Here is a 22,526-nt window from a genome sequence, read left to right as displayed (position 1 = left end):
TAGCGAGCAAAGCCCCCAGGGCCAAGGACTTCACCAACCAGCGCACCCGCCGTGCAGGCGAGGTGGACGAAGTTCAGCGGGCCAAGAACCGCAACAAATCGCGGGTGCGTGCCCGGGTCGAGCATGTCTTTGCGGTGGTCAAGCGCCTGTGGGGATTCACCAAGGTGCGCTACCGCGGGCTTCAGAAGAACGCCACGCGGGCGTTCACGGCCTTGGCGCTGGCCAACATTTACCTTGCCCGGGGGCAATTGCCGGGACAGGTGCGCCTGTAGGGGCTTGAAGGGGGCTCAAAGGCTCCCGAAACAGGCTCTGTGGGGCAAAGTTCGGCATCTTTGCGGGCCATTTGGCATTCAAATGGCTGTGCGTTGGATATGACGTTACTTGATCAGCATTGCCCTAGATCACTGGGATATGCGCACTGGCCGGAACCATTTACGCGCAGGCCGCCGCTGATTTGTAAGTCTAGATCACTGGGATATGCGCACTGGCCTAGCAGAATGGCGTGGCATATGAGCTATTGTTTTTCAGCCCTACGGCAACCGCGCCACCACCTTGATCTCGAACTGGAACCCATTCAGCCAGCTCACCCCCATGCCCGTCAGCGTGGGGTAGGGCGCCTCGCCCCAGAACTCGGGCACGATGCCCCAGACGGTCTCGAAGTTCGCCTCGGGGTTGACCACGAACATCGTCACGTCCACCACGTCATCAAACGTGCAGCCGGCTGCGTGCAGCACGGCGTTGAGGTTGCAGAATGCCAGGCGCACCTGCGCGGCCAGGTCGGGCTCGGGTGAGCCGTCTTCGCGGCTGCCCACCTGGCCCGAGACAAACAGAAAGCCGTTGGCCCGCACGGCGGGCGAATAGCGGTTGCGCTCGTACAGCGCCTGGCGGCCTGCGGGGAAGACAACGTCACGGGTGGGCATGGAAGGTTCTTTCAGGGAAGTGTGGTTGGTGATCCAGCCACTGTAGAAGCGCGCTCTGTTCCGATAAATAGGCTAATCTGCGCAGCACTGTTCTTCATCGCCAAACAATAAACAACGGGCCGCGCAGCGCCCCTACCGCCATGGACCGTTTTGATGCCCTGCAGGCCTTTGCCCGCGTGGTGGAATCGGGCAGCTTCACCAAAGCCGCCCACACCCTGCGCATGAGCCGCACCACCGTGACCCTGCTGGTGCAGCAGCTCGAAGCCCGCCTGCGCGTGAAGCTGCTGCACCGCACCACGCGCAGCGTGCAGCTCACGGCCGATGGGGCCGCGTATTACCCGCGGGTGGTGCGCCTGCTGGCGGACCTTGAGGATGCGGACGCGAGCCTCTCCAGCGCCGTGGCTGCGCCCCGGGGGCGGCTGCGGGTGGATGTGCCCAGCCCGCTGGCCAGCCTGGTTCTCATCCCGGCGCTGCCGGCCTTTCATGCGCAGTCCCCCGACATCCAGCTCCACCTGGGCGTGAGCGACCGCGTGGTGGACATCGTGAGCGACCAGGTGGACTGCGTGGTGCGCGGCGGCACGGTGACCAACCCTTCACTCATCGCGCGCCATGTGGGCGACCTGGCTTTGCGCGTGTATGCCGCGCCCAGCTACCTGCAACGTTGCGGGGTGCCGCAACACCCCACCGAACTGGAAGGGCCGCACCACCACACCGTGGGCTTTGTGTGGGCCCGCACCGGCAAGCCCCTGTCCTTTGCCATGCGCCGGGGCCACGAGCAGGTGCAGGCACAGGGCCGCTATGTGTGCGCGGTGGACGATGGCAATGCCTACCTGGCCGCAGGCCTGGCGGGCCTGGGTGTGCTGTGGTTGCCCGACTACATGGCGAAGCCGCATGTGGCCGCGGGCACCTTGGTGCCGCTGTTTGCTGACTGGCAGATGGACCCCATGCCCTTGCACGTCGCCTACGCACCGCACCGCCACGTCAGCGCCAAGCTGCGCGTCTTCATCGATTGGGTGGCGGCATTGATGGCGGAACACGCGCCGCTGTAAGCCCAACTTGCTATTAAATAAATAGCTGTAGGCGCTTGTTGGGTAAGCGTTTGAGTCGGTTTGGTGCAGAATTTCTTGCCTGCCGGTGAGGGTGCGCGGCTTTGCGGCGCCTCCTCCTACACCGGCCCAAAGGCGTGCGGGGGTATGGTGAAACGCCTTCCAAAGCCTGCCCATGCTGACCCCCAGAGTCGTCCTCGTAGAAGACAACACCACCATTCGCGAAACGCTGGTTCCTGCGCTGCAGGAGCTTGCCGGGGCGCGCGTGGTGGCAATGGCCGATGGCGCCCAGGAGGCCCTGGCAACCCTGCGCCAGGTGCCGTGGGATGTGCTGGTGCTGGACATGTTCTTGCGCGAGGGCACAGGCCTGGAGGTGCTGGCCCAGTTGCCCGGCGAACTGGCGGGCCGCCAGGTGTATGTGCTGACGAACTACGCCACCGCAGATTTGCGCGAGGCCTGCGTGCGCCTGGGGGCGGATGCGGTGTTCGACAAATCCACCGAGCTGGACGAGTTCTTCGCGGCCTTTCTGGCGTGATGCTGTGGGGGGTGGGCTGGTCAACTGCAGGCGGTTTTGCGTTGGGGCACAGGGCGCTGGCCGCCTTCGCATTCGCTCACGTAGTTCTCCAAGGCCAGCAGGGCCCGCCCGTCGGGGGTCGGGCCGTGCACGGCCACCACTTGCTCGCCCGATGCGGTGGTGTAGCACTCGCCACGCACCAGTCCGCGTTGTGCCAGCGCGTGGAAGAGGTCAATATCTTGGGGGTCTTGCAAGACCATGGGGTGTGCGGAGCTTGCGATGGCCCGCAGCAGCTTGGTTTCCATGGTGAACTTTCATTGGCCGCTGGTGCGCGGCGAAACTGAAATCCAAAGCGTGTTGCCAAGGCGCTCAAGAAGCGAGAGTCCACTCTACGCGCATCGTGTGGAAATGAATGTGTGAAAACGTATCTTGATTGTTAACTTCGAGGATGCGCCGGGCCCTGGCCCCGGTGCCACGGGGTGTGCCGCAGGGGCCTTTGCCAATTCGCCAGCACCGCAGTAGGGGCATGCCCGCCCAGGTTTACAGCGCGGCGTAGACCAAAGTGGGGAACAGCTCGCACAGCATTTCCAGCTGCCCCGGCGCCTGCGTGAGCAGGATGGCGAACAGGTCTTGCGCCGGATCGACGAAGAAGAACGTGCCGCCCATGCCGCTCCAGCTGTAGTGCCCTGCACTGCCGGGCCGCGTGGCGCCGCCCGTGGCCAGGCGCACCGCCACACCCAGTCCAAAACCGTAGCCTGCGGGCAGGATGGTGCCCGCGCGCGGCAGGGTGCCGAGGTGGTCGGCGGTCATGAAGTCCACCGTGGCGCTGCTGGCCAGGCGCACGCTGCCAGTGGGGGTGTGCACCGTGCCGCGCCCCAGCATCAGTTGCAGGAACCGGGCGTAGTCGGCGGCGGTGGAGACCAGGCCCCCGCCAGCAGATTCAAACACTGGGGGCTCGGCCACGTCGATCAGGGTGACGCCAGCGCCGGTGAGCGGGTCGCGGGCAAAGGGCTCGGCCAGCCGGTGGCGGCTGGAGGCGGGCACGCTGAAGCCGGTGTCCTGCATGCCCAGCGGCTCAAAAACGCGCCGCTGCAGCACCTGGCCCAGCGGGGCGCCTTCAATCACTTCAATGATGGCGCCCAGCACATCGGTGGCGCGGCTGTATTCCCAGCAGGTGCCGGGCGGGTGCAGCAGGGGCAGGGGGCCGAGCGCGGCCGCCAGTTGCTGGTTGCTGTGCCTGCGCGAGCCCACGCGGGCGTTGCGGTACTGGTCGGCAATGGGGCCGGTGTCCCAGGCGTAGCTCAGGCCTGCCGTGTGGCGCAGCAGGTCGTGCACGGTGGCTTCGCGGGCGGCGGGCGCCAGGGTGCCGGTGGCAGCGTCGTACACCTGCTGCCCTTTGAAGGCGGGAAGGTAACGGGACACGGGGTGCGCCAGCAGCAGGCGCCCTTCCTCCATCAGCATCAGCGCCACCAGCGAGGCGATGGGCTTGGTCATGGAGTAGATGCGAAACACCGTGTCTGGCGCCATGGCGGGCACGGCGAGCCCTGGCTGGGCTGGGTTTGCGGGGCGCTGCAGGCCCACGGCTTCGTGCAGCACCGTGCGGCCCCGGTGCTGCACCAGCGCCACGGCGCCGGGCAACACCCCTTGGGTGACCAGATCAAGCAACACCGTGCGCACGCGCGCCAGGGCGGAAGGGTTCATGGGCAAGGCTCCCTCGGGCTGAAAAATGCCCCATTTTGCCGATGTGGCGGTGCGGCACAAGGCTGCACCCAGGTTGCCCCTGGCTTTGTGGGTTTGATGCCAAAACGGGCTCAAGCGCCCATTCAGAAAGCGCAGCCAGCTATTGTTTTGATAGTGATTCTGAGGGGCTTGCTGGCGCGGCCGGGGGTGGCGCCATCTCCAGCTGCATCATGATCATGTTGACCAGCGTCTGCACCGTGGGCCGACCGGTTTCGATCACGTAGGTGGCTGCATCGCGGTACAGCACATCGCGCTGGGCATACAGCTCGCGCAGTTTTTGCAGGGGGTTGTTCACCTGCAGCAGGGGGCGCGTGCGGTCGTGCTTCACGCGCTTGAAGATCTCTTCGGGCGAGGCCCGCAGATACAGCACATTGCCAAAGTCGCGCAGCACCTGGCGGTTTTCCGGGCGCAGCACGGCGCCACCGCCGGTGGACAGCACCATGCCGCCGGGCCGTGCCGTCACCTCGGCCAGCACCTGGGCCTCGATGTCGCGAAAACGTGCTTCGCCTTGGGCTTCAAAAAACTGGCGGATGCTGGTCTTCAGCACCTGTTCCAGCTGGTGGTCCAGGTCAATGAACGGCACCCCAAGCCGCTGGGCCAGGTGCCTGCCCACGGTGGATTTGCCCGAGCCGGGCATGCCGACCAGTGCACAGCGAATCTGCATAAATCTCCTGTCTTGCCCCAACGGAACCAGGGCCCAAGTTTACGGCCCTGGGTGGTGCGGCGGCCCCAGCGCAGCGCGCTGTAAAGCCGCCGCATGCACTGGCGCCGCCCAAACAGGTGCTTACAAGCTTTACGGAACAGCCGCTGCACAAGCCGCAGAGCCTGTGTACCTTTAGGCCATCGGGGTGCCGCCATCCATCGGGCGCCCCAAAGCAAAGGAAAACCATGCAGAAAAACACCGTTCTCACCGTACCCGCAACCCCTGTGGCAATGCCCGGCGCTGCTGCCGGCTTCGCTTCTCCCAAGTGGATGTGGGTGTCCATTGGCGGCCTGGGCGCTTGCGTGGTGGCCTTGGCCACCGTGCTGGTGGTAGAGCGCCGCAGTGCGCCGCCCACCGAAGCCGCCGTGGCGCAGGCCACGCCTGCGGCCCTGGCTGCGCCTGCCGGGGCGTCGTCGCTGCAGGCTGCACCGGGTGCTGCCGCCTCGCTGGCCAGCGCCCCCCCGCAGCGTGGCGCAGCACCATCCCCCACCTGGCCGCAAACCCCCGCAGCCCGTGGCGATGTGGCCCGCCAGCCCGCGGGCATGCCCGTGGCGCAGCGCGCGGCCAGCATCTGCAGCACCTGTGGCCGTGTGGAATCGGTCCAGGCCATTGAGCAGGCAGCGCCGGCCACCGGCGTGGGTGCCGTGGCCGGTGGCGTGCTGGGCGCCGTGGTGGGCAACCAGATCGGCAAGGGCAACGGGCGCACCGCAGCCACGGTGCTGGGCGCGGTGGGTGGCGGTTATGCCGGCCACGAGATTGAAAAACGCACCCGCACCCAGACCACCTACCAAGTGCGCGTGCGCCTGGAAGACGGCAGCAGCCGCGTCTTCACCCGCTCGCAACCGCCTGCCGTGGGCACCCCGGTGGTGCTGCAGGGCAAGGGCTTCCGCGTGGCCGACGAGGGCACCATGCCGCAGGCGCAGCAGCCCCAGCCAGCGCCCCAGTACCAGACGGTTTCGCAGCCCGGTTACGTGGCCATGCAGCAGTGAGCGCGCTGGCGCGGGGCAAGAACCCGGCCGCTGCTTTGCCCAGGCGCATGAAAAAAGGGAGCCCGTGGGCTCCCTTTGTGTTGGGCTGCGTCGCGTCGCAGCCGCTTACTTCTCGACGAAGGCGCGCTCCACCACGAAGTCGCCGGGCGTGCTGGTGTTACCTTCTTCAAAGTCGCGCTTTTCCAGCATGACCTTCAGGTCGGCCAGCATGGCGGGGCTGCCGCACAGCATCACGCGGTCGGTCAGCGGGTCGAGCGGGGGCAGGCCGATGTTGGCAGGGAAGGTGCCGTTTTCGATCAGGTCGGTGATGCGGCCCTGGTTGCGGAAGGGCTCGCGCGTCACGGTGGGGTAGTAGATCAGCTTGTCCTTGACGATTTCGCCCAGGAACTCGTGGTTGGGCAGCTCTTTCTCGAACAGGTCCTGGTAGGCCAGCTCGTTCACTTCGCGCACGCCGTGCACCACGATCACTTTTTCAAAGCGCTCATAGGTTTCGGGGTCGCGCACGATGGACAGCCAGGGCGCCAGGCCGGTGCCGGTGCCGATCAGGTACAGGTTCTTGCCGGGCAGCAGGTAGTCGATGAGCAGCGTGCCGGTGGGCTTCTTGCCGACGATGATGGTGTCACCCACCTGGATGTTTTGCAGGCGCGAGGTCAGCGGGCCGTCGGGCACCTTGATCGACAGGAACTCCAGATGTTCTTCCCAGTTGGGGCTGGCAATCGAGTACGCGCGCAGCAGCGGCTTGCCGTCCACCTTCAGGCCGATCATGGTGAAATGGCCGTTGGAAAAGCGCAGCGCGGGATCGCGCGTGGTGGTGAAGCTGAAAAGGCGGTCAGTCCAGTGGTGAACGGTCAGGACGCGTTCTTCGAGAAAGGCACTCATGGTTTCTTGCAAAGATGAGAATCGGGGGAGCCACCGCCAGACGCTGGCGGACAATGGAGCTTGGCTGGCGCGTGTACAGGAGGCCGCAACGCCTTTGGCTAGCAGGTAAACCCGTTTATTGTCAGGCAAACGGGTGCGCAGGTACATTGTCGGGCCTCAAGCCTTTGATTCAAACGAAAGAAAAGTCATGCCCTTATGCACCGCTTTGCTCAGAACCTGGGCACCCCTGTTGGGCCTGAGCCTGCTGGCTGGCCCGGCGCTGGCCCAGGGCACCTACAAGATCGGTGAAATCAACAGCTACAAGGCCCAGCCCGCATTTCTGGAGCCCTACAAGAAGGGCATGGAGCTGGCCGTGGAGCAGGTCAATGCCAGCGGCGGCATTGCCGGGCGCAAGCTGCAGCTCGTCGTGCGCGACGACAACGCCAACCCCGGCGACGCCGTGCGCGCGGCCGAGGAGCTGCTGGCGCGCGAGAAGGTCGATGTGCTGATGGGCAGCTTTCTCTCGCACGTGGGCCTGGCGCTGACAGACTTTGCGCGCCAGAAAAAGGTGTTCTTCCTGGCCGCCGAGCCGCTGACCGACAAGATCGTGTGGGAGAGCGGCAACCGCTACACCTTCCGCCTGCGCGCCTCCACCTACATGCAGGTGGCCATGCTGGTGCCCGAGGCCGCCGCGCTCAAGAAGAAGCGCTGGGCCATCGTCTACCCCAACTACGAATACGGCCAGTCGGCCGTGGCCACGTTCAAGAAGCTGCTCAAGCAGGCCCAGCCCGATGTGGAGTTCGTGGCCGAGCAGGCTGCGCCCCTGGGCAAGGTGGACGCCGGCAGCGTGGTGCAGGCCCTGGCCGACGCCAAGCCCGACGCGATCTTCAACGTGCTGTTCGCGGCCGACCTGGCGCGCTTTGTGCGCGAGGGCAACACGCGCGGCCTGTTCCAGGGCCGTGAGGTGGTGAGCCTGCTCACCGGCGAGCCCGAGTACCTGGACCCCCTCAAGAACGAAGCCCCCACCGGCTGGATCGTGACCGGCTACCCCTGGTACGGCATCACCACGCCCGAGCACCAGGCGTTCTTGAAGGCCTACCAGGACAAGTACAAAGACCACCCGCGCCTGGGTTCCGTGGTGGGTTACACGGCGATCCAGTCGCTGGCGGCAGGCATGCGCAAGGCGGGCGGGGCCGATACCGAGAAGCTCATCACCGCCTTCCGGGGGCTGGAGCTGACATCGCCCTTCGGCCCGATTCGCTACCGCGCGGAAGACCACCAGTCCACCATGGGCGCCTTTGTGGGCAAGACGCGCAATGAGAATGGCAAAGGCGTGATGGTCAACTTCCGCTACGCCGATGGCGCCAAGTTCCAGCCCAGCGCCGAAGAGGTCAAGAAGCTGCGCGCAGCGGACTGATACGGCGCAGCTCAACCCATGGAAGCGGGGTTCTCCAGCCTGATCGGCCAGTTGCTCAACGGGCTGGCCGGTGCGTCTTCGCTGTTCCTGGTGGCAGCGGGGCTGTCGCTGATCTTTGGCGTCACCCGCATCGTCAACTTTGCGCATGGCTCGTTCTACATGCTGGGGCTGTACGTGGCCTACACGCTGGTGGAGCGGCTGTCGGGCAGCATTGGCTTCTGGCCCGCGCTGCTGCTAGCGCCGCTGGCCACTGGCGTGCTGGGCGCGGTGGTAGAGATGGCGCTGCTGCGGCGCATTTACCGCGCTCCGGAGCTGCTGCAACTGTTGGCCACCTTTGCGCTGGTGCTGGTCGTGAAAGACGCGGTGCTGTGGGCGTGGGGCCCTGAAGAGCTGTTTGGCCCTCGCGCGCCGGGGCTGGAGGGCTCGGTCCAAATCTTCGGGCGGCCTTTCCCCGCGTACGACCTGCTGTTGATCGCCATCGGCCCCGTGGTGCTTGGCGCCCTGTGGTGGCTGCTGCACCGCACCCGGTGGGGCACGCTTGTGCGCGCCGCCACGCAAGACCGCGAGATGGTGGGCGCCCTGGGCGTGAACCAGGCCTGGCTGTTCACCAGCGTGTTTGCCCTCGGCGCCTTGCTGGCCGGGCTGGGCGGGGCGCTGCAGCTGCCGCGCGAGCCCGCCAGCCTGGAGCTGGACATGCACACCATTGGCGCCGCCTTCGTGGTGGTGGTGGTGGGCGGCATGGGCTCGCTGCCCGGCGCCTTCGTGGCCGCGCTGCTGATTGCCGAGCTGAAGGCGCTGTGCATCTGGATCGGTCTGGTCGAGGTGGGGGGCGTGGCCTTGTCGTTCTCCAAGCTCACTCTGGTGGTGGAATTTGTGGTGATGGCCGTGGTGCTGGTGTGGCGCCCCTGGGGCCTGATGGGCAAACCGCAGGCACCCGCGCGCGCAGCGGGCGATGCCGAAGCCCCGCTCAAAGCCGCAGGCCCCGCCGCCCGCACAGCGTGGCTGGCCCTGCTGGCCGCGCTGGTGCTGCTGCCCGTGGCGGCCGGCGCGTGGCCCTATGCCACTGTGCTGGCGTCCGATGTGCTGGTGGCGGCCCTATTTGCCGCCAGCCTGCATTTCTTGATGGGGCCTGCGGGCCTGCATTCGTTTGGCCACGCGGCCTACTTTGGCCTGGGCGCCTACGCCGCAGCGCTGCTGGTGCGCGCGGCGGGCCTGCCCATGGAAGCTGCTTTATTGCTGGCGCCGCTGGTGGCAGCGCTGGGGGCGCTGGTGTACGGCTGGTTCTGCGTGCGGCTGTCGGGCGTGTCGCTCACCATGCTCACGCTGGCGTTTGCACAGATCACCTGGGCCGTGTGCTACCAGTGGGACAGCCTGACCGGCGGCAGCAACGGCATCACCGGCGTGTGGCCTTCAGACTGGTGGGCCGAAGGCGCGCGCTTTTACTGGCTCACGCTCACGCTGGTGGCGCTGGGCGTGCTGCTGCTGCGCCGGGTGCTGCTGGCACCGCTGGGTTACGCCCTGCGCGCGGGGCGCGATGCGCCGCTGCGCGCCGAGGCCATCGGCATTGATGTGCGGCGTGTGCAGTGGATTGGCTTTGTGCTGGCGGGTGCGCTGGCCGGCCTGGCGGGTGCGCTGTTTTTGCTGGCCAAGGGCAGCATTTCGCCCGAAGCCCTGGCCGTGGCCAAGTCGGTGGATGGCCTGGTGATGGTGCTGCTGGGCGGCGTGCAAACGCTGGCCGGCCCACTGCTGGGCGCGGGCGCGCTGACCTGGCTGCACGACACCGTGGCGCGCAACACCGACTACTGGCGCGCCTTGCTGGGCGCCACCATGCTGCTGCTGGTGCTGGCCTTCCCCCAGGGGCTGGCCGGTTTTGCGCAGGCCTGGTGGGCCCGCTGCAGGGGGGCTGCATGAGCGCGCCTCTGCTGCAGGTGACGGGCCTTTCGCGCGCCTTTGGCGGTGTGCAGGCGGTCGAGGGCGTGGGCTTTTCGCTGGCCGAAGGTGAGATGCTGGCCCTCATCGGCCCCAATGGCGCGGGCAAGTCCACCACCTTCAACATGGTGGGCGGGCAGTTGCGGCCCGATGCGGGCGACGTGCGGCTGGCCGGGGAATCACTCGTAGGCCTGCCCCCGCGCACCATCTGGCGCCGGGGCGTGGGTCGCACCTTCCAGATTGCCGAAACCTTCCGCTCTTTGACGGTGGTGGAAAACGTGCAGATGGCGCTGCTGTCGGCCGACCGGCGCATCCTGCACTGGTGGCGACCCGCCGCCGCCCACCGGCGGGCCGATGCGCTGGCCCTGCTGGAGCGCGTGGGCATGCACGCCCAGGCCGACCGCCCCTGCAGCGCCCTGGCCTATGGCGATGTGAAGCGCGTGGAGCTGGCCATGGCCCTGGCCCATGGCCCGCGCCTGCTGCTGATGGACGAGCCCACCGCCGGCATGGCTCCGGCCGAGCGCCTGGCCCTGATGGCGCTGACCCGCCAGATCGCCCGCGAACGCCGCATGGGCGTGCTGTTCACCGAGCACAGCATGGACGTGGTGTTTGGCCAGGCCGACCGCGTGCTGGTGCTGGTGCGCGGCCGCCTGCTGGCCGAGGGCACGCCCGAGCAGATCCAGGCCGATGCGCGCGTGCAAGAGGCTTATCTGGGTGCAGGCTTTAATGCAGGGGAGGCCGCATGAGCAACCACGCCACTGCGCCGCTGCTGCAGGTGCAAGGCCTCAACGCCTGGTACGGCGCGGCGCAGATTCTGTTTGACGTGTCGCTGCAGGTGGGGCGCGGCGAGGTCGTGGCCCTCATGGGCCGCAACGGCGCGGGCAAATCGACTACGCTCAAGGCTCTCATGGGCATGGTGGCGCGGCGCGGTAGCGTGCAGTTTTTGGGGCAAGACATTGCGCGGCGCGAGCCGCACGACATTGCCCGCCTGGGCCTGGGCTATGTGCCGGAAGAGCGCCGCATCTTCACCGACCTGTCTGTCATGGACAACCTGGAAGTCGGCCGCCAGCGCCCGCGCCGCTGGCCCGACGGCACCGCCGCCCCCGAGTGGATGCCCGAGAAGCTGTTTGCGCTGTTCCCCAACCTGGGCGAAATGCCCCAGCGCCCCGGTGGGCGCATGAGCGGCGGAGAGCAGCAAATGCTCACCGTGGCTCGCACGCTCATGGGCCAGCCGCTGCTGGTGCTGCTCGATGAACCCTCAGAAGGCGTGGCGCCCCTCATCGTGCAGCAAATGGCCCGCACCATCCGCGCCCTCAAGGCCCAGGGCGTGAGCGTGCTGCTGAGCGAGCAGAACCTGCCGTTCGCCGAAGCCGTGGCCGACCGCGCCTACCTCATCGAACAGGGCCAGGTGGTCCACGAAGGCCGCATGGCCGACGTGGTGGCCAACCCGGACGTGCGCAAAAACTGCCTGGGGGTGTGAGCAGGCCCCGGCCATCGGCGCTGCGCCTGTTGTTGGTGGCTAAAACGTGACCTTGACCGAGGGCGCACTGCGCGTGGCATCGCCGTGGAACACCGCCTCGATGTTGTTGCCATCCGGGTCCAGCACGAACGCGGCGTAGTAGCCGGGGTGGTAAATGCGCTCACCGGGCGCGCCATTGTCTTGCCCGCCGTGCGCCAGCGCCGCTTCGTAGAACGCATGGACCATGTCGCGGCTCTGGGCCTGGAAGGCCAGGTGGACGCGGCCGGTGAGCCGACCTTGCGCGGCCACGCTGCTGGCCGTGGAAACGAACAGCTCGTCGGCCCAGAAATACTCTTCGTTGGCACCGCCCATGGGCACCTTCAGGGCCTGAAAGACGGCCGCGTAAAAAGCGTGGCTGGCCGCCAGATCGCGCACCACCAGCTGGACGTGGTCGATCAAGCGGCCACGGTGCAGTTCATTGGTTTCCATGGGTTGTCCTTTCCAAGTCAGTTCGATGCATGCAGGCCGACGCGGTTGCCGTCCAGGTCATGGATGTGCGCAAAAAAGCCCATGCCCGGCGGCAAGGCCTGGCGCGGCAGCGCAATCTTGCCGCCGTGGGCCACCACACGTTCCAGCGCGGCATCCAATGAGGGCGAGGCATCCAGGTACACCACCGTGCCCTGTCCGCTGGGCTGCGCAGCGGCCGTGCCTGTCATCAGCGCGCCGCCCACCCCCGCGCCCGGCTCGTAGGCAAACACCGCCAGCTCCGACTGCGGGCCCATCACCTCGCGTCGCATGCTTCGGCCCAGCACCGCTTCGTAAAAAGCCTGGGCGCGGGCGATGTGGGGGGTGGGGATTTCAAACCAGGTGATGGCGTTGTTCATGGGTCCTCCTTGGCGTCAAAGCGCGTGATCAAAAATGAGAGACCGCATGGTGCGGCGCCCCTGCTGACACCGCCATGTCAGCAGCCTGCGGGTGGTGCCACGCCCACAAGTTTCAGCCGTGCTTACCCGCTCGCCGCCGCGTATCCCTGTGGGCAAAGGGCGCCACTAGCTTGCAGAATGAGTTTTATTAAAAATTGGCTCTGGCGCTTATCCAATAAGCGCTAGCAGCTATTGATTTAATAGCAATTCAGCCTTAATGCTGCGTGTGGTGCAGCCCCCGGCGCAGTTGCACGGCTTCGGCCACATGGTCTGCGCCGGTGTGGGTGGCGCCCGCCAGGTCGGCAATGGTGCGGGCCACCCGCAGGGTGCGGTGGGTGCTGCGGGCCGACCAGCCCAGCCGGTGGGCCGCGCGCTGCAAGAATTGCAGGGCATCGTCCTGCAACATTACCTGCGCGTCCAAGCCCTGGCCCTGCAGCGCCTGGTTGGGGTGGCCTTGCCGCGCCAGCGCGCGTGCCCGGGCGCGCTCCACCCGCTCGCGCACGGTGGCGCTGGCCTCGCCCGCCGGGGCGCCCACCAGTTGCTCGGCGGGCAGGGCGGGCACCTCCACGTGCAGGTCGATGCGGTCGAGCAGCGGGCCGCTGAGCTTGCCCTGGTAGCGCGCCACCTGGTCGGGCGTGCAGCGGCAAGCCCGCTGGCTTGACCCGAGGAACCCGCAGGGGCACGGATTCATGGCCGCAATCAACTGGAACCGGGCCGGAAACTCGGCCCGCTGCGCCGCGCGGGCGATGGTGATGTGGCCGGTTTCGAGCGGCTCGCGCAGTGCCTCCAGCGCAGCGCGTGGGAATTCGGGGAGTTCGTCCAAAAACAACACACCCTGGTGGGCGAGCGAGATTTCGCCGGGGCGGGGTGGTGATCCGCCACCCACCAGCGCCACGGCGCTGGCCGTGTGGTGGGGCTGGCGCGTGGGGCGTCGGCCCCAGTCGTCTGGGCGGAAGCTGCCGGCCAGGCTGGCCACGGCGGCGCTCTCCAGCGCCTCGTCCACTTGCATGGCGGGCAACAGCCCGGCAAAGCGCTGCGCCAGCATGGACTTGCCCGAGCCCGGCGGGCCCACCATCAAGAGGCCATGGCCACCAGCAGCGGCAATCTCCAGCGCGCGGCGCGCAGCCGTCTGGCCCTTCACATCGGCCAGGTCCGGCCCGCCGGTGGGGGTGCGCGGTGGCTGTGCCTGCAGCACCGCCCAGCCTTCGTTGGGGGCGGGGGGCTCGGTGCCGGGTGGCAGAAAGGCCTGCACTACGTCCAGCAGGTGGCGCGCACGCACCACCCGCGCGCCCGGCACCAGGGCCGCTTCTTCGGCACTGCCGGGGGGCAGCACCAGGCAGGCGGTACTGCCTTGCGTGTGCAGCGCCAGGCTGGTGGCCAGCGCGCCGCGCACGGGGCGCAGCTCGCCAGACAAAGACAGCTCGCCCGCAAATTCATGCCCCGCCAGCCGGCTGGCATCGATCTGCCCGCTGGCGGCGAGGATGCCCAGCGCAATCGGCAGGTCGAACCGCCCGGAATCCTTGGGCAGATCGGCAGGCGCCAGGTTCACGGTGATGCGTTTGTTGTTAGGGAAGTCCAGCCCCGCGTTCTGCAGGGCCGAGCGCACGCGTTCGCGCGCCTCCTTCACCTCCACATCGGCCAGGCCCACCAGCGTGAAGCTGGGCAGGCCGTTGGCCAGATGCACCTCAACGGTGACGGCGGGCGCCTGCAGCCCCAGAAGGGCGCGGCTTTGCACCAACGCAAGGCTCATGGCTGGATGACTCCCCAGACGGGTGCGCGCAGCGCGCTGTGGCGTGGCTGCGCCGCGGGTTTGCACCACGCAAGTGCGCCGCAGCAAGGGATGTGCACCGCATGGCACAAAGCGCGTGGGTGCGCGGCCATGCGCGGGGTGTGGGGGTGAAAAAGGCGGTGGCACGGTCTGTGCTTAAAGCCCTTGTCCCTAACTTGTCCAACCGGAGGAAACATGATTCGCACTTCCATCAAGACCCTGGGCTTTGCCCTCGCTGCTGCGCTGCCCCTGTTGGCCAGCGCGCAGCTCACGGGCAACGTCAGCCTGACCACCAACTACAAGTTCCGTGGCCAGGACCAGGACGCCAGCAAGGTCAAGGCCGTCAAGCCCGCGCTGCAAGGGGGTTTTGACTATACCTTTGGCGACAGCGGCTTTTACGTGGGCAACTGGAATTCCAGCGTGGACTGGCTCTCCGGCAATTCGCTGGAGATGGATTTCTACGGTGGCTACAAATTCAAGGCCGGTGAGGTGGATCTGGACGTGGGCGCGCTGACCTATGCCTACCCCGGCAACTCGCTGGGCAACACGACCGAGCTGTACGGCGCGGCCACCTACGGCCCCTTCACCGCCAAGTACTCGCACACTGTCTCCAAAGACTATTTCGGCTTTGCCGGGCACAAGCTGGGCACGGGCCGCAAGGGCACCAACACCGGTTACCTGAACTTCGCGTTTGCCCAGGAAGTGATGCCCAAGGTCACGCTCAAGGCCGCGGTGGGCTTCACCCGCTTTGCCAGCGACATCAAGGACTCGGGCGTGCCCAACTACATGGATTACAGCGTGGGCGGTGCGTACGACTTCGGCAGCGGCCTGTCGCTGGGCGCTGCCGTGGTGGGCGCGAACAAGAAAGACTTCTTCGGCCCCGTCAACAAGTCGCGCGTGATCGTCACCCTGACCAAAACCCTGTAATTCGCTGCGGGCGCCTGGGGTGCCCGCGCTGGAGGAACTGAACATGAAAATGGTGACTGCCATCATCAAACCCTTCAAGCTCGATGAAGTGCGCGAAGCGCTCTCGGACATCGGCGTGCAAGGGATCACCGTCACGGAAGTCAAGGGCTTTGGCCGCCAGAAGGGCCACACCGAGCTGTACCGCGGCGCCGAGTACGTGGTGGACTTTCTTCCCAAAGTCAAGGTCGAGGCCGCCGTGGCCGACGACCTGGTGGACCGCGTGATCGAAGCCATCGAAGGCGCAGCCCGCACCGGCAAGATCGGTGACGGCAAGATTTTTGTGTCCCACCTCGAACAGGTGGTGCGCATCCGCACCGGCGAAACCGGTAAGGAAGCCCTCTGAGGCCCCGCCATACCCATCGGAAAGAAATGCCATGAAAAAACTACTTGCTTCTTTCGTCCTGGGGCTGAGCCTGCTGACTGCAGGCACCTTGTCCCTGGCCCAGGCGCCTGCTGCAGAGCCTGCCGCAGTCACCGCCCCCGCCGCTGAAGCGGCCCCCGCAGCACCTGCTGCCGCCCCAGCCGCCGCGGCGCCAGCAGCAGCTGCCGAGGCTCCCGCCCCCGTGCCCAACAAGGGCGACACCGCCTGGATGATGGTCGCCACCATCCTGGTGATCCTGATGGTGCTGCCTGGCCTGGCCCTGTTCTACGGTGGCCTGGTGCGCAGCAAGAACATGCTGTCCGTGCTCATGCAGGTCATGGTCACGTTCTCGCTGATCACGGTGCTGTGGTTCATCTATGGCTACAGCCTGGCGTTCACCGAAGGCAATGCCTTCATCGGCGGGTTTGACCGGCTGTTCATGAAAGGCATCTGGGACAACGCAGCGGGCACCTTTGCCAACGCGGCCACGTTCAGCAAGGGCGTGGTGATTCCTGAAATCTCCTTCGCAGCCTTCCAGGCCACGTTTGCCGGCATCACCTGCGCACTGATCGTGGGCGCTTTTGCCGAGCGCATCAAGTTCTCTGCCGTGCTGCTGTTCATGGTGCTGTGGTTCACCTTCAGCTACCTGCCCGTGGCCCACATGGTGTGGTTCTGGATGGGCCCCGATGCCTACACCGGCAAGGAAGTGGCCGACGCCATGACCGGCAAGGCTGGCCAGATCTGGCAATGGGGTGCGCTGGACTTCGCTGGCGGCACCGTGGTGCACATCAACGCAGCTGTCGCTGGCCTGGTAGGCGCCTTCATGGTGGGCAAGCGCATTGGCTACGGCAAGGAAGCCATGGCCCCGCACAGCCTCACGCTGACCATGGTGGGTGCATCCCTGCTCTGGGTGGGCTGGTTCGGCTTCAACGCAGGCTCGGCTTTGGAAGCCAATGGCTTCGCCGCCCTGGCCTTTATCAACACGCTGGTGGCCACGGCTGCTGCCGTGCTGGCCTGGTGCCTGGGTGAAGCGCTGATGCGCGGCAAGGCTTCGATGCTGGGCGCTGCCTCGGGCGCCGTGGCTGGCCTGGTGGCGGTGACGCCTGCGGCGGGCAACGTGGGTATCGGCGGTGCGCTGATCATCGGCCTGGTGGGTGGTTTTGCCTGCCTGTGGGGTGTGCATGGCCTCAAGAAGATGCTGGGCGCGGACGACTCGCTCGACGTGTTCGGCGTGCACGGCGTAGGCGGTATCGTGGGTGCGCTGCTGACTGGCGTGTTCAACTCCCCCGCCCTGGGCGGCCCCGGCTACGTGGCTGACTGGGTGACAGCTTCGATGGTGACAGCGGCCGATTACTCCATCGCCGCCCAGGTCTGGACGCAAGCCAAGGCCGTGTTGCTGACGGTGGTGTGGTCGGGCGTGGTGTCGGTCATCGCGTTCAAGTTGGTCGATCTGATGGTGGGCCTGCGCGTCTCGGAAGAAGACGAGCGCGAAGGTCTGGACATCACATCGCACGGCGAAACGGCGTACAGCCGTTAAGGGGGACCACCGGCTGCCGTGTCTGGTGGTGCGGCAGCCGCCCCGTTTTCTTATAGCGAGTCTCCTCAAGCATTGGGCCACCCCGGTTTGCCGCCGTGGTGGCCCTTTTTTGTGCCCGTTGCAAAGAAGCTGCACAGCCTTTGTTCAAAAAATTCATGCGCTGCGGCGCCTGGCTGCAAAGTCACACCCGGTACGATGCAGGGCATGGACCAAGCCCTTGCCCAGATCACCGAGCGCGTGCGCGCCGCCGTTGCAGACCAGACTCCCTTGCGCATCCGGGGCGGGGGCACCAAAGACTTCCATGGCCGTGCGCTGCGCGGCGACGTGCTGGACACGCGGCTGCTGTCGGGCATCACCAGCTACGAGCCCAGCGAGCTGGTCATCACCGCCCGCGCGGGCACACCCCTGGCCGAGTTGGAAGCCGCACTGGCCGCCAAGGGCCAGTGCCTGCCCTTTGAGCCGCCGCACTTTTCCCCCGGCGCCACCGTGGGCGGCATGGTGGCGGCAGGCCTGTCGGGCCCCGCGCGCGCCAGCGTGGGCGCGGTGCGCGACTATGTGCTGGGCGTGAGCCTCATCAACGGCCGGGCAGAGCCGCTCACCTTTGGTGGGCAGGTGATGAAGAACGTGGCGGGGTACGACGTTTCGCGCCTCATGGCGGGTGCCTGGGGCACGTTGGGGCTGCTGACAGAGGTCAGCCTCAAGGTGCTGCCTGTGGCCCCGGCCGAGGCCACGCTGCGCTTTGAATGCAACCAGGCCGACGCCCTGCGCAAGCTGCACGCCTGGGGCGGCCAGCCCCTGCCGCTGAACGCCAGCTGCTGGCTGCAAGACGGTGGCGTGGGCACGCTGTATGTGCGCCTGCGCGGCGCCGTGGCTGCCGTGCAGGCTGCGTGCAAGAGCATGGGAGGCACACTGCTGGACAATGCCGCCACCGCGCCAGACTGGTCTGCCTGCCGCGACCACACCCTGCCCTGGTTTGCCCAGCGCGCCCAGCAGCCCGACCTGGCCCTGTGGCGCCTGTCTCTGCCCGCCACCGCGCCGGTGCTGGCGCTGCCTGCAGCCGCCCAGCCGCTGGTGGAATGGCATGGCGCCCTGCGCTGGGTTCAGGCCCCCGCCAGTGCGGGCGATGCCCTGCGCGCCGCTGCCGAGGCGGTGGGTGGTAGTGCTTCTGTTTTTGTAGCTGTCAGCGCTTATCCAGAAAGCGCTAGCGGCCAATTTGATCCAAAGTCTGCCGCGCTGGCGCAAATCCACGCCCGCGTGAAGCAGGCGTTCGACCCCGCGGGCATCTTCAACCCGGGCCGCCTGGCCGCCGCCTGGTAATGCGCGGCCCATGCGCCACCTGATCCACCTCACGGGCCACCACCGCACGGTCACCACCAACCGGGTGCTGGGCCTGTTGCTGGCGTTCAATGCCGGGGCCGTGAATGCGGGCGGCTTTCTGGTGGCGCAGATGTACACCTCGCACATGACGGGCTTTCTCTCGTCACTGGCCGACAACCTGGTGCTGGGCAACATGAAGCTGGTGCTGGGCGCGGTGGGCACGCTGTGGGCTTTCATGTCAGGCGCGGGCAGCACGGCCATTCTGGTGAACTGGGCGCGCCACCACCAGCTGCACGGCACTTACGCGCTGCCGCTGCTGCTCGAAGCCATCCTCATGCTGCTGTTTGGGCTGGTGGGCGCCATCACCCTGGGCTGGCCCACGCCGTTTGCTGTGCCCCTCACGGTGCTGCTGCTGGCCTACCTCATGGGCCTGCAAAACGCGGTGGTCACCAAGATGTCGTCGGCCCAGATCCGCACCACGCACATGACCGGCGTGGTGACCGACCTGGGCATCGAGATGGGCAAGATGCTCTACTGGAACCGCAGCGGCACCGCCCCTGAGCGCTATGTGAAGGCGAACCGCGACCGGCTGCGCCTGTTTGCCGGCCTGGCGGCTATGTTTTTGGTGGGCGGGCTGGTAGGCGCCGCCGGCTTCAAGTACGTGGGTTTCATTTTTGTGTTGCCGCTGGCGCTGGTGCTGCTCACCTTGTCGCTGCCCCCCCTGTGGGCTGACCGCCAGAAGCTGCGGCAGTTGCTGCTGCAGCGCCGCGCTGGCCCCCAGCCGGGCGACGCCAGCCCGCCCGGGCCCGATGCAGGCCCCTAGACCGCTGGCGCAACACCCCCCGATCTTTACCGTTATCTCCAGGCACGCTCCATGCAGACCCAACTTGCCCCCGAATACGCAGCCCGCCCTGATGGACAGGAAGCCGAAGCCATCCTGCGCAAGTGCGTGCACTGCGGCTTTTGCACCGCCACCTGCCCCACCTACCAGCTGCTGGGCGACGAGCTGGACGGGCCGCGCGGCCGCATCTACCTCATCAAGCAAGTGCTGGAAGGCGCCGAGCCCACACGCGCCACGCAGATGCACCTGGACCGGTGCTTGACCTGCCGCAACTGCGAAAGCACCTGCCCCAGCGGCGTGCAGTTCGGCCACTTGGTGGACATTGGCCGCAAGATCGTGGACGAGAAAGTGCCCCGCCCTGCAGGCGAGAAGGCGCTGCGCTGGGCGCTGAAGGAAGGCCTGCCCTCGCCGCTGTTTGCGCCTGCGATGAAGGCCGGGCAAATGGTGCGTGGCCTGCTGCCTGAAGCGATCAAGGCCAAGGTGCCCGCCCCGCGTGATGCGGGTGCCTGGCCCACACGCGCACACGCGCGCAAGGTCATCATGCTGGCCGGCTGCGTGCAGCCCGCGATGATGCCCAACATCAACACCGCCACTGCCCGCGTGCTCGACGCCGTGGGCGTGCAGTCGGTCGTCGTGCCCAAGGCCGGGTGCTGCGGTGCGGTGAAGTTCCACCTCAACGACCAGGAAGGTGGCAAGGCCGAGATGCGCGCCAACATCGACGCCTGGTGGCCGCTGGTGGAGCAGGGCGGGGTGGAAGCCATTGTGATGAACGCCTCGGGCTGCGGTGTGACGGTGAAGGAATACGGCCACCTGCTCAAGGACGATGCGCAATACGCCGCCAAGGCCGAGCGCATCAGCGCCCTCACACGCGATCTGTCCAAGCTGCTGCCCGCCATGCTGCCCGAGCTGGCCGCCAAGCTGCAGGGCCGTGTGAGCCAGCCTGACACCCTGTACGCCTACCACCCCCCCTGCACCCTGCAGCATGGGCAAAAGCTGCGCGGTGGGGTGGAGTCGCACCTGAACCAGCTCGGCTTCAAACTTCGCGCCGCGCGCAACGAAGCGCACCTGTGCTGCGGCTCGGCGGGCACGTACTCGGTGCTGAACCCCGAACTGTCTCACCAGCTGCGCGATCGCAAGTTGGGCGTGCTGAACGAAGCCTTCGGCGAGCAGCCGCCGGACATGATCCTTTCGGCCAACATCGGCTGCATCACCCACCTGCAAAGCGGCACTGGCACGCCGGTACGGCACTGGGTGGAAGTGCTGGATGAAGCCCTGAGGCAGCGCTGATCTCTCGCAGGGCGTTGCTGTGCTGCGTTTGCCTGATTTGCTGCTCGGACACGGTTGACGGACATGTCGTCGCGCCGACCCAACACTATCTCCAAAGTGCGCAGCTTGATTGTTCGGGGGCGCCAAAGAAACTAGAGTTGAAACGTTCATTGACACAGTTTCAACACCTTCAGCCCTGGTGATCGGGCGGTAGTGCTGCGGGAGATTCCATGAATAACCATCACCATGCCTGGACGATGGGCCAGCGCTTGCTGTTGATCAACGGCGTGATGTTTGTGCTGCTTGCCGCTGTGGCGGTGGCCATCTGGTTCATGATGAGCCGCATCAGCGACGATGCGGATTCGGTGCGCACCGTCAACGTACCCCAGCTGCAGCGCATCTCGGAGATGGAACTGAACGTCACCCGCGTATCGCTGCAGTTGCGCCACGCCATTCTGGCGCGCAACGCCCAGGAACTGGAAGCCACGCTGGCCGATATTGCAGACAAGCGCAAAACCATTGCTGGAGCCATGGAAGGTCTGGGCCAGGGGATGTTCGATGACGAAGGTCGCCAGGCGTTCGTGCCCTTGCAAGGCTTGGTGAACGAGTTCTGGAAGGTGGGAGAGGAAAACCTGCGCCTCATCCAGGACGGCAAGAAGGATGAAGCGTTCGCCTTCCTGGTGGATCGCGCCATCCCCGCACGCAACAAAATTCTGGCCGTGCTGGACGGTGAAAAGAAGCGCCAGAGCCAGCGCCTGTCCCTGACCATCAACGAGGTGAAAAGCCTGGCCGCTGCCGACCGCAACATCGCCGTGGCGGTGATGGTGCTGGTGGTGGCCTGTCTTTCGGGCCTGGGCTGGTACCTGCGCGCGGTGGTGCGCGACCTGGGGGCAGACCCGCCTGACCTCAAACGCGTGGCGCTGGCTGTGGCCAACGGTGATCTGGGTGTGGATGTGCTGACCCGCGAGGGAGACAAAGTCAGCATCATGGCCGGATTGCGCAACATGCGCGAGCGCCTCGCCGAAGTGGTGGGCACCGTTCGCCAGAGTGCAGAAAGCGTGTCTACCGCGAGCCGTGAAATCTCTGCGGGCAACCACGATTTGTCCGCCCGCACCGAGCAGCAGGCCGCAGCGCTGCAGCAAACGGCCGCGTCGATGGACGAAATGGGCGCCGCCGTGCGCCAGAACGCCGAAAGCGCCCGCCGTGCCGACCAGCTCGCCAAGGAAGCTGCCCGGGTGGCAGAGCAGGGTGGCACGGTGGTGAGCAACGTGGTGAACACCATGAAGGGCATCCACGACAGTAGCAACCGTATCAGCAACATCATCGGGGTGATCGACTCCATTGCCTTCCAGACCAACATCCTGGCGCTGAATGCCGCGGTGGAAGCCGCGCGCGCGAGCGATCAAGGCCGGGGATTTGCGGTGGTGGCAGCCGAGGTGCGTACCTTGTCGCAACGCACGGCCACTGCGGCCAAGGAGATCAAGGAGCTGATCACCGTCATCGACCAGGGCACACAGCAAAACGCTGCTTTGGTGGAAGAAATGGCCGCCGCTGCCAGCAGCCTGGAAAACCAGGCCGCAGCCTTGGTGCAAACCATGGCCGTCTTCCGCATGGCGGGCGAAGCCTTGAGTCAGCCCAAGGCCATGCCTGCCCCAGCCTTTGCTCCTGCGCCTGCGCCTGCGCCTGCACGGGCTCCAGCCGTTCAGCGTGCGCCGGCACCTGCGGTGCGCCATGCTCCTGCTGCCTCACCAAAGTCCGCTGTGGCAGCGCCGGCCAAGGCCACGGCTTCTGACGACAATTGGGAATCGTTCTGACGCTTTGCTGAGGTTAGCCGCCCGCTTCAAAGCGGGCTGTGTGGTGCTGTCGCTGGCACTGCGCCCGTTGAAAGCGCTTGATGTGCCGACGCATCCTGCGGGGCAAGCGTGTCTGGAGTTTGCAGAACTGTCTGGTTTCGCTGTTTGTCAGTTCGCCC

At 66.6% G+C, this 22,526-nt stretch carries 23 protein-coding genes; 15 read left to right on the top strand and 8 right to left on the bottom strand.

Going from position 1 to position 22,526, the window contains the following annotated elements:
• Positions 1-272 (top strand): transposase (locus IHV84_RS13680; RefSeq protein WP_198847255.1); only part of this gene is annotated, 272 nt, incomplete at its 5' end.
• Positions 273-530: 258 nt separating this feature from the next.
• Here the strand turns inward: IHV84_RS13680 and IHV84_RS13675 are convergent.
• A complete protein-coding gene (locus tag IHV84_RS13675; RefSeq protein ID WP_198847254.1) occupies positions 531-920 on the bottom strand; it encodes a RidA family protein in 390 nt (129 codons plus the stop codon).
• A gap of 140 nt (positions 921-1,060) precedes the next feature.
• Between IHV84_RS13675 and IHV84_RS13670 the strand changes: the two genes are divergently transcribed.
• Positions 1,061-1,969, top strand: coding sequence for a LysR family transcriptional regulator (locus IHV84_RS13670; RefSeq protein WP_198847253.1), 909 nt, complete (start codon positions 1,061-1,063; stop codon positions 1,967-1,969).
• 172 nt (positions 1,970-2,141) lie between these two features.
• Positions 2,142-2,501 (top strand): response regulator transcription factor, encoded by a 360-nt coding sequence (locus IHV84_RS13665; RefSeq protein ID WP_198847252.1) that lies wholly within the window; start codon positions 2,142-2,144, stop codon positions 2,499-2,501.
• A 20-nt stretch (positions 2,502-2,521) separates the two neighbouring features.
• Here the strand turns inward: IHV84_RS13665 and IHV84_RS13660 are convergent, their stop codons facing one another.
• From IHV84_RS13660 to IHV84_RS13650, 3 genes are all read right to left on the bottom strand, one after another.
• Entirely contained in the window at positions 2,522-2,785 is a 264-nt protein-coding gene (locus tag IHV84_RS13660; RefSeq protein WP_198847251.1) for a hypothetical protein, read from the bottom strand.
• A 235-nt stretch (positions 2,786-3,020) separates the two neighbouring features.
• The gene (locus IHV84_RS13655) at positions 3,021-4,181 is read right to left on the bottom strand and encodes a serine hydrolase (RefSeq protein ID WP_198847250.1); all 1,161 of its coding nucleotides are present in this window, start codon (positions 4,179-4,181) and stop codon (positions 3,021-3,023) included.
• A 139-nt stretch (positions 4,182-4,320) separates the two neighbouring features.
• Positions 4,321-4,884, bottom strand: a complete 564-nt coding sequence (locus tag IHV84_RS13650) for a shikimate kinase (RefSeq protein WP_198847249.1) — start codon at positions 4,882-4,884, stop codon at positions 4,321-4,323.
• A gap of 224 nt (positions 4,885-5,108) precedes the next feature.
• On the opposite strand from IHV84_RS13650, the gene IHV84_RS13645 reads away from it, so the two are divergent.
• Positions 5,109-5,912, top strand: coding sequence for a glycine zipper 2TM domain-containing protein (locus tag IHV84_RS13645; protein ID WP_233100011.1), 804 nt, complete (start codon positions 5,109-5,111; stop codon positions 5,910-5,912).
• 105 nt (positions 5,913-6,017) lie between these two features.
• Here IHV84_RS13645 and IHV84_RS13640 read toward each other — a convergent pair whose 3' ends face one another.
• On the bottom strand, positions 6,018-6,791 hold the full coding sequence (locus IHV84_RS13640; protein WP_044397142.1) for a ferredoxin--NADP reductase: 774 nt from the start codon (positions 6,789-6,791) through the stop codon (positions 6,018-6,020).
• Positions 6,792-6,978: 187 nt separating this feature from the next.
• On the opposite strand from IHV84_RS13640, the gene IHV84_RS13635 reads away from it, so the two are divergent.
• The 4 genes from IHV84_RS13635 to IHV84_RS13620 are packed head-to-tail and all read left to right on the top strand — an operon-like array spanning position 6,979 to position 11,596.
• A complete protein-coding gene (locus IHV84_RS13635) occupies positions 6,979-8,187 on the top strand; it encodes an ABC transporter substrate-binding protein (protein WP_198847248.1) in 1,209 nt (402 codons plus the stop codon).
• Positions 8,188-8,205: 18 nt separating this feature from the next.
• Entirely contained in the window at positions 8,206-10,098 is a 1,893-nt protein-coding gene (locus tag IHV84_RS13630) for an ABC transporter permease (RefSeq protein ID WP_198847247.1), read from the top strand.
• Positions 10,095-10,862 (top strand): ABC transporter ATP-binding protein, encoded by a 768-nt coding sequence (locus tag IHV84_RS13625; RefSeq protein ID WP_198847246.1) that lies wholly within the window; start codon positions 10,095-10,097, stop codon positions 10,860-10,862. Before IHV84_RS13630 ends, IHV84_RS13625 begins: the two co-directional genes overlap by 4 nt.
• Positions 10,859-11,596 (top strand): ABC transporter ATP-binding protein, encoded by a 738-nt coding sequence (locus IHV84_RS13620; RefSeq protein ID WP_198847245.1) that lies wholly within the window; start codon positions 10,859-10,861, stop codon positions 11,594-11,596. Before IHV84_RS13625 ends, IHV84_RS13620 begins: the two co-directional genes overlap by 4 nt.
• A gap of 39 nt (positions 11,597-11,635) precedes the next feature.
• Here the strand turns inward: IHV84_RS13620 and IHV84_RS13615 are convergent, their stop codons facing one another.
• From IHV84_RS13615 to IHV84_RS13605, 3 genes are all read right to left on the bottom strand, one after another.
• Complete coding sequence (locus tag IHV84_RS13615; RefSeq protein ID WP_198847244.1) at positions 11,636-12,064, bottom strand: VOC family protein; 429 nt, start codon at positions 12,062-12,064, stop codon at positions 11,636-11,638.
• 17 nt (positions 12,065-12,081) lie between these two features.
• Positions 12,082-12,459, bottom strand: a complete 378-nt coding sequence (locus IHV84_RS13610) for a VOC family protein (RefSeq protein ID WP_198847243.1) — start codon at positions 12,457-12,459, stop codon at positions 12,082-12,084.
• Between the two features lie 253 nt (positions 12,460-12,712).
• Positions 12,713-14,248, bottom strand: coding sequence for a YifB family Mg chelatase-like AAA ATPase (locus IHV84_RS13605; protein WP_198847242.1), 1,536 nt, complete (start codon positions 14,246-14,248; stop codon positions 12,713-12,715).
• Positions 14,249-14,461: 213 nt separating this feature from the next.
• On the opposite strand from IHV84_RS13605, the gene IHV84_RS13600 reads away from it, so the two are divergent.
• The 7 genes from IHV84_RS13600 to IHV84_RS20690 all read left to right on the top strand — a co-directional run bounded on the left by IHV84_RS13600 (position 14,462) and on the right by IHV84_RS20690 (position 22,368).
• Complete coding sequence (locus IHV84_RS13600) at positions 14,462-15,193, top strand: TorF family putative porin (protein ID WP_198847241.1); 732 nt, start codon at positions 14,462-14,464, stop codon at positions 15,191-15,193.
• 43 nt (positions 15,194-15,236) lie between these two features.
• Positions 15,237-15,575 (top strand): P-II family nitrogen regulator, encoded by a 339-nt coding sequence (gene glnK, locus IHV84_RS13595; protein WP_044397167.1) that lies wholly within the window; start codon positions 15,237-15,239, stop codon positions 15,573-15,575.
• 31 nt (positions 15,576-15,606) lie between these two features.
• A complete protein-coding gene (amt, locus tag IHV84_RS13590; protein ID WP_198847240.1) occupies positions 15,607-17,130 on the top strand; it encodes an ammonium transporter in 1,524 nt (507 codons plus the stop codon).
• A gap of 195 nt (positions 17,131-17,325) precedes the next feature.
• The gene (gene glcE / locus IHV84_RS13585) at positions 17,326-18,447 is read left to right on the top strand and encodes a glycolate oxidase subunit GlcE (protein WP_198847239.1); all 1,122 of its coding nucleotides are present in this window, start codon (positions 17,326-17,328) and stop codon (positions 18,445-18,447) included.
• A gap of 10 nt (positions 18,448-18,457) precedes the next feature.
• The gene (locus tag IHV84_RS13580) at positions 18,458-19,270 is read left to right on the top strand and encodes a YoaK family protein (protein WP_198847238.1); all 813 of its coding nucleotides are present in this window, start codon (positions 18,458-18,460) and stop codon (positions 19,268-19,270) included.
• Between the two features lie 51 nt (positions 19,271-19,321).
• A complete protein-coding gene (gene glcF, locus IHV84_RS13575; RefSeq protein WP_198847237.1) occupies positions 19,322-20,575 on the top strand; it encodes a glycolate oxidase subunit GlcF in 1,254 nt (417 codons plus the stop codon).
• 209 nt (positions 20,576-20,784) lie between these two features.
• Complete coding sequence (locus IHV84_RS20690; RefSeq protein ID WP_304503485.1) at positions 20,785-22,368, top strand: methyl-accepting chemotaxis protein; 1,584 nt, start codon at positions 20,785-20,787, stop codon at positions 22,366-22,368.
• Positions 22,369-22,526: the final 158 nt, after the last annotated feature.

The organism is Acidovorax sp. IB03 (assembly GCF_016406015.1).
GTDB classification, from domain to species: domain Bacteria; phylum Pseudomonadota; class Gammaproteobacteria; order Burkholderiales; family Burkholderiaceae_C; genus Acidovorax; species Acidovorax temperans.
The sequence above is the reverse complement of the archived record's forward strand: the minus strand, read 5'-3'. Positions and strand labels throughout refer to the sequence as shown.

Coding starts and splice junctions, on each gene's coding strand:
- IHV84_RS13675 (WP_198847254.1), bottom strand. CDS start 920: ATGCCCACCCGTGACGTTGTCTTCCCCGCAGGCCGCCAGGCGCTGTAC.
- IHV84_RS13670 (WP_198847253.1), top strand. CDS start 1,061: ATGGACCGTTTTGATGCCCTGCAGGCCTTTGCCCGCGTGGTGGAATCG.
- IHV84_RS13665 (WP_198847252.1), top strand. CDS start 2,142: ATGCTGACCCCCAGAGTCGTCCTCGTAGAAGACAACACCACCATTCGC.
- IHV84_RS13660 (WP_198847251.1), bottom strand. CDS start 2,785: ATGGAAACCAAGCTGCTGCGGGCCATCGCAAGCTCCGCACACCCCATG.
- IHV84_RS13655 (WP_198847250.1), bottom strand. CDS start 4,181: ATGAACCCTTCCGCCCTGGCGCGCGTGCGCACGGTGTTGCTTGATCTG.
- IHV84_RS13650 (WP_198847249.1), bottom strand. CDS start 4,884: ATGCAGATTCGCTGTGCACTGGTCGGCATGCCCGGCTCGGGCAAATCC.
- IHV84_RS13645 (WP_233100011.1), top strand. CDS start 5,109: ATGCAGAAAAACACCGTTCTCACCGTACCCGCAACCCCTGTGGCAATG.
- IHV84_RS13640 (WP_044397142.1), bottom strand. CDS start 6,791: ATGAGTGCCTTTCTCGAAGAACGCGTCCTGACCGTTCACCACTGGACT.
- IHV84_RS13635 (WP_198847248.1), top strand. CDS start 6,979: ATGCCCTTATGCACCGCTTTGCTCAGAACCTGGGCACCCCTGTTGGGC.
- IHV84_RS13630 (WP_198847247.1), top strand. CDS start 8,206: ATGGAAGCGGGGTTCTCCAGCCTGATCGGCCAGTTGCTCAACGGGCTG.
- IHV84_RS13625 (WP_198847246.1), top strand. CDS start 10,095: ATGAGCGCGCCTCTGCTGCAGGTGACGGGCCTTTCGCGCGCCTTTGGC.
- IHV84_RS13620 (WP_198847245.1), top strand. CDS start 10,859: ATGAGCAACCACGCCACTGCGCCGCTGCTGCAGGTGCAAGGCCTCAAC.
- IHV84_RS13615 (WP_198847244.1), bottom strand. CDS start 12,064: ATGGAAACCAATGAACTGCACCGTGGCCGCTTGATCGACCACGTCCAG.
- IHV84_RS13610 (WP_198847243.1), bottom strand. CDS start 12,459: ATGAACAACGCCATCACCTGGTTTGAAATCCCCACCCCCCACATCGCC.
- IHV84_RS13605 (WP_198847242.1), bottom strand. CDS start 14,248: ATGAGCCTTGCGTTGGTGCAAAGCCGCGCCCTTCTGGGGCTGCAGGCG.
- IHV84_RS13600 (WP_198847241.1), top strand. CDS start 14,462: ATGATTCGCACTTCCATCAAGACCCTGGGCTTTGCCCTCGCTGCTGCG.
- glnK (WP_044397167.1), top strand. CDS start 15,237: ATGAAAATGGTGACTGCCATCATCAAACCCTTCAAGCTCGATGAAGTG.
- amt (WP_198847240.1), top strand. CDS start 15,607: ATGAAAAAACTACTTGCTTCTTTCGTCCTGGGGCTGAGCCTGCTGACT.
- glcE (WP_198847239.1), top strand. CDS start 17,326: ATGCAGGGCATGGACCAAGCCCTTGCCCAGATCACCGAGCGCGTGCGC.
- IHV84_RS13580 (WP_198847238.1), top strand. CDS start 18,458: ATGCGCCACCTGATCCACCTCACGGGCCACCACCGCACGGTCACCACC.
- glcF (WP_198847237.1), top strand. CDS start 19,322: ATGCAGACCCAACTTGCCCCCGAATACGCAGCCCGCCCTGATGGACAG.
- IHV84_RS20690 (WP_304503485.1), top strand. CDS start 20,785: ATGAATAACCATCACCATGCCTGGACGATGGGCCAGCGCTTGCTGTTG.